We start from the raw sequence: 11,750 nt of genomic DNA, 5'->3' as shown, positions 1-11,750 counted from the left end.
GAAGTACGCCCGCCGATGCCGCGCGTACGCTTTCCAACCGTGCAGAAGGTGCTAAGACTCGACCTGGTCAGTCACGGCATGACCGAGGCGATGCGCAAGGCACGATTCCCCGTCGACGAACCGCTCACCGAAGCCGGACGGCGGGCCGCCTCTGCCTGCGGACGTCTCAATACCGCCCGGGTGCTGACCGCGCCGGAACGCCGCACCGTCGAAACGGCCGCCCTGATGGGACTGCTGGGCGCCGAGGAGGACCGACTACGCGACCTGGACGCGGGCGCGTGGCGCGGCGGCGAACTCATGACGGTGCCCAAGGAGGACCTCTACGCCTGGCTCACCGACCCCACCTTCAAGGGGCACGGGGGCGAGTCCGTGGTGGACGTGATCGAGCGGACGGCTCAGTGGCTGGCCGACATCGCCGCCGACGGGGAGCCGACCATCGCCATCACCCATCCCGCCGTCATCCGGTGCGCGCTGCTGGTGGCGCTGGACGCGCCCGCGAAGTCGTTCTGGCGCATCGACATTCCGCCGGTGAGCATTACCCGGCTGCACTACCGAGGCGAGTGGACCCTGCACTTCCGGGCGTGACCGACTCACCAGGCGTGACCGCGCTACCGGACGCGCCGACGCCAACGGGCGTGATCATGGCCCGCACCGCATCGGTAATGAGCCGCGCCGACAGGCTCGGGTCGATGGCCCGCTGAATCCCCAGCCCCAGGCCGAGGCTCAGCACCGCGGTGGCGGCGTCCTCCGGCGGCATGGGCAGCGCGATGCCCAGCGAGCCTGCCAGGCTCTGCAATTGCGCGGCGACGGTGCCGCGAATCAGCGACAGATTGGACACCAGCGCGGCCTGCAGCGCCGGATCGTCGCGCGCCACGATGGCGAACTCGAATTCCAGCATGGTCCAGCCGACATCGCCGAGGGTGCGCTCGGCCCATTCCTGGAAGGCCGCCATGCGCTCGTCGAATGCCTCGTGCGCCGCCAGCAGCGCGCTCACCTCGCCGAACTTGGTCTCGTGAATGAGTTCGAGCACCTCCAGGCACAGCTGGGATTTGGTGCGGAAGTTGGAGTACACCGCGCCCTTGGAGTATCCGGCTTCCTCGGCGACGCGCTCCAGGCTGGTCTTGGCGTAGCCGTCGGTGAGGAAGAGATCACGCGCGGTGGCCAGCAGCTCCGCGCGGGTGCGGGCCTGGCTCTCGGACCGGGTGAGACGTGGCATGCGTCGATTCTATGTACCGTCGGATTTGGGATACCGCCAGTATCCGAGAACTGCTAGTGTTCGAAACCATGAGTAACAGCAACGGGTCACAGCGGCGTGGCCTGGCCATCGGCTGCGGGGGCACGCTCGGCGCGGCGTGGATCGTCGCCGCGCTGGCCGCGGCGCGCGACGTACTGGACTGGGATCCGCGCACGGCGGACGTCATGATCGGCACCTCCGCGGGGGCCGAGATGGTCACCCTGCTCGGCAGCGGCATCGCGGTGGACGACCTGGTCGCCATGCAGCGGGGGACGTCGAGCGATCCGGTGCTGACCGCGCACCTGCGGGCGGAACCGGGCCGGTTCCCGCCGCTGCCGCGACCGCGCCTCGGTGCGCCCGCGAGCACGCTGCGGGCCGTGCGCGGCGGTCGGGTCTCCGGCGGTCAGCGCCTGCTGACCGTCGCCAGCGGACTGCTGCCCGTCGGCGGCGGCGATCCGGGCTGGTTGCAGCGGCTGGCCGACCGGCTGCGGCCGGACGGCGGGTGGCTGCCGCATCCGGCGGCCCGGCTGGTGGCCATGGACTACGCCACCGGGGAACGGGTGGCCTTCGGCGCGCCCGACGCGCCGGAGGCGAATCTCGGTGCGGCCCTGCGGGCCTCGTGGGCGGTGCCGGGCTGGTTCCCGCCGGTGCCCATCGCCGGACGCCGCTTCATCGACGGCGGCGCGGCCTCCACCGCCTCGGTGGACCTGCTCATCCCCGATCACCTCGACGAGATCGTGGTGCTCACCCCCATGGCCTCCGCCACCCCGGTGCCCGCCACCGGTCCCGGACACCTCCTCGAACGCCAACTGCGCCAGCGGATGAGCGCGCGGCTCGACGACGAGATCGCACGCGTGCGCGCCACCGGCACCAAGGTGCTGTGCCTCGGGGCGGACGCCGAGGACCTGGCGGTGATGGGGCCGAACTTCATGGACGGCCGCCGCCGCCGAGAGACCTTCGAGCACAGCCTGGTCAGCACCCGTAAGGCAATGGAGCGAGGGGAATTCGCGTGAGCGGTCAGGTACGGCGGCGGCACGGGATCGGAGCGGGCCAGCCGCCAGGATGCCGGTCGAAGGCGGCATCGGGAGGCGGGCAGGCTGAGGATCAGTCCGATCAGGCGAGGAAGGAAACAGCGTGAGCATCTTCGGAAACGGCTATCCCGCAATCGATCCGACCGGCGCGCGGGTCCTGGTCACCGGGGCCGGGCGGGGGATCGGGCGGTGCACGGCCGAACTGTTCGCAGGCAAGGGGGCACAGGTCGCCATCGCCGATGTGGACCGCGCCGCCGCCGAAGCCGCCGCGGCGGCCCTGGGGGGCAAGGCATTCGAACTCGATGTGCGCTACCGCGCGCAGTGGGACCGGGTAGTCGCCGAATTCGGCCGCGTCGACATCCTGGTGAACAATGCCGGTGTCATGCCGGCCGGGGCCTTCCTCGACGAGCCGGACGCGGTGGGCCGCACCACCATGGACGTGAACGTCTGGGGACTCATCCACGGTATGCGCGCCGTCGCGCCCGGCATGATCGACCGCGGCGTCGGCCACATCGTGAACGTCGCCTCGCTGGCGGGCAAGATCCCGCTGCCCGGCCTGGCCGTCTACAACGCCAGCAAGTTCGCCGCCGTCGGCCTCTCCGCCGCCACCCGGCTGGAGTTCGCCGAGCACGGCGTGAGCGTCAGCTGCGTCCTGCCTTCCGCCGTCCGCACCCGCCTGTCCTCGGGATTGACGCTGGGACACGGCCTTCCGACCGTCGACCCGGAGGATGTGGCCGCCGCCGTCGTCCAGACCGTCCGCACCCGCAAGGCGGAGGTGGCCGTCCCCAACTACCTCGGACCGGTGGACGTGGCCCTGGCCGCCGCCCCCGAACCGGCGGTCCGCCTGGTCCGCCGCCTGTTCGGTGGCGACCGCGCCCTGCATCCCGCCGACACCGCCACCCGCGAGCGCTACGAGGCGCAGATCCGCGCCATCGCCACCGACGAGGAGGGGTGACCCCTCGTACGGTCGGCGACTACTCGAAGCGGATGCCCTGTGCCAGCGGTAGTTCGGTCGAGTAGTTGACGGTATTGGTGGCCCGGCGCATGTACGCCTTCCACGAGTCGGAGCCGGATTCGCGACCGCCGCCGGTCTCCTTCTCGCCACCGAACGCGCCGCCGATCTCCGCACCCGAGGTGCCGATATTGACGTTGGCGATACCGCAGTCGGAGCCGTCGGCGGCCAGGAAGCGTTCCGCCTCGCGCTGGTCGCGGGTGAAGATCGCGGACGAAAGGCCCTGCGGCACACCGTTGTGCAGCTCGATGGCGGCGTCCAGGTCGTGGTAGGTGAGCGCGTAGAGGATGGGGGCGAAGGTCTCCTCGCGCACCACCGCGGTCTGGGCGGGCATGCGCACCAGTGCGGGCCGCACGTAGAAGGCGTCCTCGCCGAACCCCTCCACTCGCTCACCGCCGCAGATCAGCTCACCGCCGTCCTCGAGCGCGCGTTGCAGCGCCGTCTGCATGCCGAGGTAGCCCGCGCTGTTGATGAGCGGACCCACCAGCACCCCTTCGTCGAGCGGATTGCCCACGCGCAGTTGCCGGTACGCGGCCGCCACCCGATCCAGCAGCGGCCCGATCACGTCGGCGTGCACGATGAGCCGCCGCAGGGTGGTGCAGCGCTGCCCGGCGGTTCCGGCGGCGGCGAACACGATGGCCCGCGCGGCCAGATCCAGATCCGCCGACGGCGTCACCACCGCGGCGTTGTTGCCGCCCAGTTCCAGCAGGCAGCGGCCGAACCGAGCCGCCACCCGCGGGGCCACCGTGCGGCCCATGCGCACCGATCCGGTGGCGCTCACCAGGGCGACCCGGGAGTCGTCGACCAGCTGCTCGCCCACTTCGGCCGAGCCCTGAATCAGTTGGTGCACTTCGGGATCCGCACCCGCCTCGACCGCCGCGCGGCGCAGCAGGGTGTGGCAGGCCAGCGCCGTGAGCGGCGTGGTCTCCGACGGCTTCCACACCACGGTGTCACCGCACACCAGCGCCAGCGCGGTGTTCCAGGCCCACACGGCCACGGGGAAGTTGAACGCCGAGATCACCCCGACCACCCCGAGCGGATGCCAGGTCTCCATCAGCCGGTGCCCCGGGCGTTCCGACGGCATGGTGCGCCCGTACAGCTGGCGCGACTGGCCGATGGCGAATTCGCAGATGTCGATCATCTCCTGCACTTCGCCGCGCGCCTCGGCCGGGATCTTGCCCGCCTCCAGCGTCACCAGTTCGCCGAGTTCCTCCTGATGCTCGGCGAGCAGGGCGGCCAGCCGCCGCACCACGGCCGCGCGCACCGGTGCGGGCACGGTGCGCCAGTCCCGGAAGGCCGCCGCCGCCCGCTCGACGGCCGCGTCCACCTCCGCGCGGGAACTCGGTCGCAGGCTGGCCAAGTCGCCGCCGGTGATGGGAGTGCGGGCCGGTAGCGGACCCGGCTCCGGCATGGCCACGCCGAGCCGCTGCAACAGCGCCTCGGCGCGGTTCCTCAGCTCGCGAGTGTTGCGCTCGGTCAATGCCTGGGTCATCTGCACCTCCTGGGTTCCCACCACCGAGTTCGGTTCGCCGCGTTAGTCTTCGCTGATGGCGGATACACCGGCGAAACCCGTACTCGACGATATCGATCGACTGCTGATACGCGAACTGATTGCCGACGGTCGCGCCACCCTGTCCAACCTTGCCGAGAAGGCGAACCTGTCGGTTTCCGCCGTGCAGTCGCGGGTACGGCGGTTGGAGGCGCGTGGCGTGATTCGCGGCTACACGGCGAATGTGGATCCCGAGGCGTTGGGCCAGATGCTGTCGGCATTCGTCGCGATCACTCCTCTCGACCCGTCGCAACCCGATGACGCGCCCGCTCTCCTGCAACATGTACCCGGAATCGAGGCATGTCATTCGGTGGCCGGCGAGGAGAGCTACATGCTGCTGGTCCGGGTGGCGTCCCCCCGGCACCTGGAGCAACTGCTGCAAGAGATCCGCGCGACCGCGAACGTCAGGACACGAAGCACCATCATTCTGCAGACATTCTATGACAAGTAGCCTTGGAGCGTAATTATTTCGTTGTTTACAGGTCTCGCCGTTAATTTTCCTTTACAGTGGGTGGCGTGACCCTCGAATTCGATCGGCTCGGGGCGGTTGCCGAAACGACACTGGTCACCCCCGCCCGGGTGCACGAAATCCTCTCCGCGTCCATCCTCGCGGACGGTTTCGACATAGTCCTGGACCTGCGGAAATCCCGCGGTCTCCGTTTGGTCGACGCCCGCACCGGTGACGTCTACCTCGACATGTTCGGGTTCTTCGCCTCCAACGCGCTGGGGATGAACCACCCCGCGCTGGCCGACGACCGCGCCTTCCGCGCGAGCCTGTCGGACGCGGCGATCAACAAGCCCAGCAACTCCGATATCTACACCGTCGAAATGGCCCGCTTCGTGGAGACTTTCAGGCGGGTGCTCGGCGATCCCCGGCTGCCGCACCTGTTCTTCATCGACGGTGGCGGCCTGGCGGTGGAGAACGCCCTCAAGACGGCCTTCGACTGGAAGAGCCGCCACAACGAAATGCACGGTCGCCCAGCCGAACTCGGCACCAAGGTGCTGCATCTGACCGGAGCCTTCCACGGGCGCACCGGCTACACGATGTCGCTCACCAACACCGATCCGGTGAAGACGGCGCGGTTCCCAAAGTTCGACTGGCCGCGCATCGACACCCCGTACCAGGCCCCCGGGCGCGATCTGGAGGCCGCCGAGCGTCGCGCGCTGGACCAGGCCATCCGCGCCTTCACCGCGCATCCGCACGATATCGCCTGCTTCATCGCCGAACCCGTGCAGGGCGAGGGCGGTGACCGGCATATGCGGCCGGAATTCCTGCGCACCATGCAGGATCTGTGCCACGACAACGACGCGCTGTTCATCCTCGACGAGGTGCAGACCGGCGTCGGTATGACCGGCAGCATGTGGGCCTACCAGCAGCTCGGGCTGGAACCGGACGTGGTGGCCTTCGGCAAGAAGACCCAGGTGTGCGGGATCATGGCGGGCGGCCGGGTGGACGACGTGCCCGACAATGTCTTCCGGGTGAGCTCGCGGCTCAACTCCACCTGGGGCGGCAACCTCACCGACATGGTGCGCTCGCGGCGGATTCTCGAGGTCATCGACCGGGACGAGTTGGTCACGGCCGCAAAGGGACTGGGCGGGCATCTGCTGGAGCGGCTGACGACCCTGGCGGTCGATCACGCCGCGGTGAGCGATCCGCGCGGGCGCGGTCTCATGTGCGCCGTCACCCTGGAGTCGGCGGCACTGCGCGACGAGGTGCTGACGCGCCTGCGGGAGGAGGAGCGGGTGCTGATCCTCGGCACCGGCGAGCGTGGCATCCGGTTCCGGCCGCCGCTCACCGTCACCGTCGCCGAACTCGACGAGGCCGTGGACGCCCTGGATCGCGTACTGACCCGCTAACGCTCGATCCTGAACAGGCCGGTGTCGACCGCATGTCGCACCGGCCTGTTCCGCCGCGCGCGGAAACCCCTATTCGACACCGAATCCGGCAACTGTTCCGCGCGCGGAACAGTTGGGTTCGCGGCCGTCGAGAATCGGTGACCAGCAGGCAATTCACCCGTTCCGACCAGCCATTTTCTACTGGCGGGTAGCCAATAGCGATACCGGTCAGTAGCACCCGGCGGATTACAAAGGGGGCCTGGTACTGGTTACACTCGCGGCCATGACGAGTGTCCAGCAGCAGCCTTCGCCGGGGTCGGCGGGCGCCCCAGATATCCACACCACCGCCGGCAAGCTGGCTGACCTGCGCGGTCGCCTCGAGGAAGCCAAGCACCCCATGGGTGAGGCCGTGGTCGACAAGGTGCACGCCAAGGGCAAGATGACCGCGCGCGAGCGCATTCTCGCCCTGCTGGACGAGGGCTCGTTCGTCGAACTCGACGCGCTGGCCCGGCACCGCAGCGTCAACTTCGGCCTGGAGAACAACCGTCCCCTCGGCGACGGCGTGGTCACCGGCTACGGCACCGTCGACGGTCGCGATGTCTGCATCTTCTCCCAGGACGTCACCGTGTTCGGCGGCTCCCTCGGCGAGGTGTACGGCGAGAAGATCGTCAAGGTCATGGATCTGGCGCTCAAGACCGGTCGCCCGCTCGTCGGCATCAACGAGGGCGCGGGCGCGCGCATCCAGGAGGGCGTCGTCTCCCTGGGCCTCTACGGCGAGATCTTCCACCGCAATATCCAGGCGTCCGGCGTGATCCCGCAGATCTCGCTCATCATGGGTCCGGCCGCCGGTGGGCACGTGTACTCGCCCGCGCTGACCGACTTCGTCGTCATGGTCGACCAGACCTCGCAGATGTTCGTGACCGGCCCGGACGTCATCAAGACCGTCACCGGTGAAGAGGTCACCATGGAGGAGCTGGGCGGCGCCCACACCCACATGGTCAAGTCCGGTGTCGCCCACTACGTCGCCTCCGGCGAGCAGGACGCCCTCGACTACGTCAAGGACCTGCTGTCCTACCTGCCGAGCAACAACCGGGCCGAGGCCCCGCGCTTCCCGGCATCGGACCCGATCGAGGGCGCGATCGAGGATTCCCTCACCGAGGAGGACCTCGAGCTCGACACCATCATCCCGGACTCGCCGAACCAGCCCTATGACATGCACGAGGTCATTCGCTGCCTGGTCGACGACGACGAGTTCCTGGAGGTGCAGGCCGAGCGCGCGATGAACATCATCGTCGGCTTCGCCCGCATCGACGGCCGCAGCATCGGCATCGTGGCCAACCAGCCCACCCAGTTCGCGGGCTGCCTGGACATCGACGCCTCGGAGAAGGCCGCGCGCTTCGTGCGCACCTGCGACGCCTTCAATATTCCGATCATCACCCTGGTGGACGTGCCGGGCTTCCTGCCGGGTACCGGCCAGGAGTTCAACGGCATCATCCGCCGGGGCGCCAAACTGCTCTACGCCTACGGCGAGGCCACTGTGGGTAAGATCACAATTATCACCCGCAAGGCATACGGTGGCGCCTACGACGTCATGGGCTCCAAGCACATGGGAGCCGATGTGAATCTGGCGTGGCCGACGGCGCAGATCGCCGTCATGGGCGCGTCGGGCGCGGTCGGCTTCGTCTACCGCAAGCAGTTGCAGCAGGCCGCCGCCGAGGGCAACGATGTCGACGCGCTGCGCCTGGAATTGCAGAACGAGTACGAAGACACCCTGGTCAACCCCTATGTGGCGGCCGAGCGCGGCTATGTGGACGCGGTTATCCCGCCCTCGCACACCCGCGGTCAGATCGTCTCCGCCCTGCGCCTGCTCGAGCGCAAGATGGTGACGCTGCCGCCGAAGAAGCACGGCAACATTCCGCTCTGATGCGGCGATAAGCGCGGTATGGGGCGCACACTGAGTTGGGTACGGACGTGCAATTCCATACCGCGCACCATCGCCCCATCCGAGTGAAAATGGTTATGGCCAAACCCTCGCCGTCGAGGGAACCAACGAATACCGTTTGCGGACCGGAACCGATCCGGACGCGAACCAGCCGCCACGAGCGGTGAACGGACAGGAGGACTGGCGCTGTGACGACCATGGCAGATGAAGAGGTTTTGCGCGCCGCCGAACTGGATCTGGCGGTCGACGAGTTCGTCGAGGTGGTCGACGCGCCCGTCGCCGCGGCCGAACCGGCCCACGCGGGCCCGGTGGTGCAGGTGCTGAAGGGTAATCCGACCGACGACGAGCTGGCCGCCCTGGTGGCCGTGCTCACCGCGGCCGCGGCCAATGCCGCCGCCGCTCCCGCCGCCACCGGCCCGGCCGATATGTGGGGCCGCCCGACCCTGCTGCACCGCGGCACTTCGCCATTCTCGCCCTACGCGTTCCCGGCCCTGTCGCATCTGCGCGACTAGTCGGCTGTCGCACCTGCGCGGGAGGTCGACCGATCGGGTGTGACGGCATCCGCCGTGACCACGCGCGGTTCAACCTCCGCCCGGGGGCGTCGCGCGACTCGCCCGCGCCCGAGGAGCGGCGAGCGTGATGGAATACTGAGCGCCGTGACCGTATTCGTACTGGCCTCCGCGTCCCCGGCCCGGCTCGGCGTACTGCGCAACGCGGGTATCGAGCCCGTGGTCCGGGTGTCGAATGTCGACGAGGACGCGGTCGCCGCCGCACTGCCCGCCAGCGCCACCCCGGAACGAGTGGTCGTGGAGCTGGCGCGAGCCAAGGCGCGCGCCGTCGCCGCCACTCTCGATCCCGTCGACTTCGCCGATTCCGTTGTGGTGGGCTGCGATTCGATGCTGCTGATCGACGGTGAGCTACAGGGCAAACCGTTGACCGTCGAGGTGGCGCGGGCGCGCTGGGCCGAGATGGCCGGGCGCGCCGCGGATCTGCTCACCGGACACTGCGTACTGCGACTGCGCGACGGGGAGATCGTCGCCGATGCCGCCGATTGCAGCGGTACCACAGTGCATTTCGCCAAACCCGAACCCGAGGCGCTGGAGGCGTACCTGGCGTCGGGCGAGCCGTTGCAGGTGGCCGGGGCGTTCACCCTGGACGGCCGGGGCGGCTGGTTCGTGGAGCGGATCGAGGGCGATCCGTCCAGCGTCATCGGTATCGGGCTACCGCTGGTTCGTCGACTGCTTGCCGAGGTGGGCGTCGGAATTGCGGAGCTGTGGGTCGGTGCCGCGGAGCTGGGGATCGACACTGCGTAACTGTGGCGCCACCCGGCTGGTGGCCGTTGCCAGGCGCGGTTCCACCTCGTCGGCCTCGGTCGGCGGCTCCTCCGCGGCGGTGGCCGGGACCGGTTCGCCCGCAGGGGGTTTCAGCAGCTCCAGACGTGCCACGCAGAGTTCCGGCTCCACGAACGGATGCAGCCGAACCTGCACGTGATCGCGGGCGCCGTTGCGGTCCAGCACTTCACGCATGAGGCCCAGGTGCACGCCGCACACCACTTCCGAATGCGTACGCGCGAGTTCGCGCAGCGGGCAGGCGGTGAGCCGGACCAGGGCCTGTTCGTCGGTCTCGCTGGCCGGATCGCGTTCCGGTGCGAAGCCGAGTTCGGAGGCCAGGGTGATGGTCAGGTCCTTGGCGTCGTCCAGCGTTTCGACGGGCTGGTCGACCGATTCCATCTTCGCGCCCCATACCCGGCCCGCCGCCACGGCGGCATCGGAGCGTCGCCGCGGGTCGGTGCCCAGCTGGTCGGCCAGCACCTGCGCGAGCTCCTGATAACCCACCGATCGCTGTACGGCGGTGTAGCCGATGCGCGGGCGTCCGCGACCGCGCGGCGGCTGCTGGAATTGGCGTACGAGCGATTCGCGGGTGAGCACGTCCAGATGGAAACGAACCGTAGTCACATGCTGGCCGGTGACCCGGGCGAGTTCCTGTGCGTCGAGAGGCTCGCTGGCGCCACGTAGGATCGCGAGCAGACGCCGTCGTGGCCAAGAATCGGACATAGCTCACCCCTCCTCCCAGGAGACTTTATCGGATGAAGCTGCGCTTTATTCGTTCAATCATCTGATTCGTGATCTGAAACGAGTTTCGTTACCGCCACCCGCTTACGATCGGTGCAGAGATCTTCAACCGTCACAACCTACCCACCGAGCGTGAAGGACCGACACCTTGCCCGTCGCCCCGGACCCGAATCCCTCGTTCGGCACCTACGCATATCCTCACCGACTAGTAACCACAGAATGGCTGTCGGCAAACATCGGCGCGCCGGGACTCAAGATCATCGAGACCAATGAGGACATTCTCCTCTACGACATCGGTCACGTCCCCGGAGCCATCAAGATCGATTGGCGAACCGAGCTCATCGACCCGCTCACCCGCGATGTCGTGAACGCGGAACGGTTCGCCGAACTCATGCGCATCAAGGGCATCGAACGCGACGACACCGTGGTCGTCTACGGGGACAAGGGCAACGGCACCGCCGCCGCCACGGTCTGGACCATGCACCTGTACGGGCATCAGGATGTGCGACTGCTCGACGGCGGTCGCGACGCGTGGATCTCCGAGGCTCGCGACACCACCTTCGAGGTGCCCTTCGCCGGAGCGGGCGACTACCCGAAGGTGGACCGGGACGACCGCACGGCGCGGGCGTTCCGCGAGGACGTGGTGGACGGCCTCGGCGGATCGCTGGTGGATGTGCGGCCGCTGGCGGAGTACACGGGCGAACACACCCTGCTCACCGATCACGAACTGGAACGCGCACTGCGCGGCGGACACATCCCCACGGCGGTGAACATTCCGTGGATGACCGCCGTCGGCCCCGATTCGCGCTTCCGGCCGCGCGCCGAACTCGACGTCGTCTACGGTGCGGTCGGCGCGGCGCCGATCGTCTACGGTCGGGTGGGCGAGCGGTCCGCGCACACCTGGTTCGTGCTCACCTTCCTGCTCGGCATCGAGGGGGTGCGTAACTATGACGGCTCCTGGACCGAATGGGGTAATGCGGTCGGAATGCCGATCGTCATGGGAGCCGAGCCGGGTACCGCACCCGAGATCGCCGCGCGCAGGTAGCGCCCACGGGCGTTGTAGAGTGTCGCATC

At 68.7% G+C, this 11,750-nt stretch carries 12 protein-coding genes; 9 read left to right on the top strand and 3 right to left on the bottom strand.

What is annotated here, in order from left to right; all coding sequences use genetic code 11:
* Positions 1-39: 39 nt before the first annotated feature.
* Positions 40-585, top strand: a complete 546-nt coding sequence (locus tag QJS31_RS09030; protein WP_282778015.1) for a histidine phosphatase family protein — start codon at positions 40-42, stop codon at positions 583-585.
* Here QJS31_RS09030 and QJS31_RS09025 read toward each other — a convergent pair.
* Entirely contained in the window at positions 536-1,216 is a 681-nt protein-coding gene (locus QJS31_RS09025; protein WP_282778014.1) for a TetR/AcrR family transcriptional regulator, read from the bottom strand. The two genes, QJS31_RS09030 and QJS31_RS09025, sit on opposite strands and share 50 nt — an antisense overlap.
* A 68-nt stretch (positions 1,217-1,284) precedes the next feature.
* On the opposite strand from QJS31_RS09025, the gene QJS31_RS09020 reads away from it, so the two are divergent.
* Positions 1,285-2,247 carry a patatin-like phospholipase family protein gene (locus tag QJS31_RS09020; protein WP_306356413.1) on the top strand — a complete coding sequence of 321 codons (963 nt, stop codon included), beginning with the start codon at positions 1,285-1,287 and terminating at the stop codon, positions 2,245-2,247.
* Positions 2,248-2,368: 121 nt separating this feature from the next.
* Positions 2,369-3,220, top strand: coding sequence for an SDR family oxidoreductase (locus QJS31_RS09015; protein ID WP_306356412.1), 852 nt, complete (start codon positions 2,369-2,371; stop codon positions 3,218-3,220).
* 19 nt (positions 3,221-3,239) lie between these two features.
* Here the strand turns inward: QJS31_RS09015 and QJS31_RS09010 are convergent, their stop codons facing one another.
* Positions 3,240-4,769 (bottom strand): aldehyde dehydrogenase family protein, encoded by a 1,530-nt coding sequence (locus tag QJS31_RS09010; protein ID WP_282781815.1) that lies wholly within the window; start codon positions 4,767-4,769, stop codon positions 3,240-3,242.
* Positions 4,770-4,824: 55 nt separating this feature from the next.
* Here QJS31_RS09010 and QJS31_RS09005 point away from each other — a divergent pair, with 55 nt between their 5' ends.
* From QJS31_RS09005 to QJS31_RS08985, 5 genes are all read left to right on the top strand, one after another.
* Positions 4,825-5,277: an Lrp/AsnC family transcriptional regulator gene (locus tag QJS31_RS09005; RefSeq protein ID WP_029925658.1), complete on the top strand. Its 453-nt coding sequence runs from the start codon at positions 4,825-4,827 to the stop codon at positions 5,275-5,277.
* A 65-nt stretch (positions 5,278-5,342) separates the two neighbouring features.
* On the top strand, positions 5,343-6,683 hold the full coding sequence (lat, locus tag QJS31_RS09000) for an L-lysine 6-transaminase (RefSeq protein ID WP_282781813.1): 1,341 nt from the start codon (positions 5,343-5,345) through the stop codon (positions 6,681-6,683).
* 262 nt (positions 6,684-6,945) lie between these two features.
* On the top strand, positions 6,946-8,586 hold the full coding sequence (locus tag QJS31_RS08995) for an acyl-CoA carboxylase subunit beta (protein ID WP_306356411.1): 1,641 nt from the start codon (positions 6,946-6,948) through the stop codon (positions 8,584-8,586).
* Positions 8,587-8,801: 215 nt separating this feature from the next.
* Positions 8,802-9,116 carry an acyl-CoA carboxylase subunit epsilon gene (locus tag QJS31_RS08990; RefSeq protein WP_228813762.1) on the top strand — a complete coding sequence of 105 codons (315 nt, stop codon included), beginning with the start codon at positions 8,802-8,804 and terminating at the stop codon, positions 9,114-9,116.
* A 144-nt stretch (positions 9,117-9,260) separates the two neighbouring features.
* Entirely contained in the window at positions 9,261-9,917 is a 657-nt protein-coding gene (locus tag QJS31_RS08985) for a nucleoside triphosphate pyrophosphatase (RefSeq protein ID WP_306356410.1), read from the top strand.
* Here QJS31_RS08985 and QJS31_RS08980 read toward each other — a convergent pair.
* Entirely contained in the window at positions 9,825-10,658 is an 834-nt protein-coding gene (locus QJS31_RS08980) for a metalloregulator ArsR/SmtB family transcription factor (RefSeq protein ID WP_282781807.1), read from the bottom strand. The genes QJS31_RS08985 and QJS31_RS08980 overlap by 93 nt on opposite strands.
* A gap of 166 nt (positions 10,659-10,824) precedes the next feature.
* Between QJS31_RS08980 and QJS31_RS08975 the strand changes: the two genes are divergently transcribed.
* Positions 10,825-11,721 (top strand): sulfurtransferase, encoded by an 897-nt coding sequence (locus QJS31_RS08975; protein WP_029925670.1) that lies wholly within the window; start codon positions 10,825-10,827, stop codon positions 11,719-11,721.
* Positions 11,722-11,750 lie beyond the last annotated feature (29 nt).

The organism is Nocardia sp. CC213A (assembly GCF_030766805.1).
GTDB classification, from domain to species: Bacteria; Actinomycetota; Actinomycetes; order Mycobacteriales; family Mycobacteriaceae; genus Nocardia; species Nocardia otitidiscaviarum.
This window is presented reverse-complemented; position numbering and strand designations above follow the sequence as displayed.

What these genes read in the sequence shown, in the direction of transcription:
- QJS31_RS09025 (WP_282778014.1), bottom strand. Translation starts at nt 1,216, where the DNA reads ATGCCACGTCTCACCCGGTCCGAGAGCCAGGCCCGCACCCGCGCGGAG.
- QJS31_RS09020 (WP_306356413.1), top strand. Translation starts at nt 1,285, where the DNA reads ATGAGTAACAGCAACGGGTCACAGCGGCGTGGCCTGGCCATCGGCTGC.
- QJS31_RS09010 (WP_282781815.1), bottom strand. Translation starts at nt 4,769, where the DNA reads ATGACCCAGGCATTGACCGAGCGCAACACTCGCGAGCTGAGGAACCGC.
- QJS31_RS09005 (WP_029925658.1), top strand. Translation starts at nt 4,825, where the DNA reads ATGGCGGATACACCGGCGAAACCCGTACTCGACGATATCGATCGACTG.
- QJS31_RS08995 (WP_306356411.1), top strand. Translation starts at nt 6,946, where the DNA reads ATGACGAGTGTCCAGCAGCAGCCTTCGCCGGGGTCGGCGGGCGCCCCA.
- QJS31_RS08990 (WP_228813762.1), top strand. Translation starts at nt 8,802, where the DNA reads ATGGCAGATGAAGAGGTTTTGCGCGCCGCCGAACTGGATCTGGCGGTC.
- QJS31_RS08980 (WP_282781807.1), bottom strand. Translation starts at nt 10,658, where the DNA reads ATGTCCGATTCTTGGCCACGACGGCGTCTGCTCGCGATCCTACGTGGC.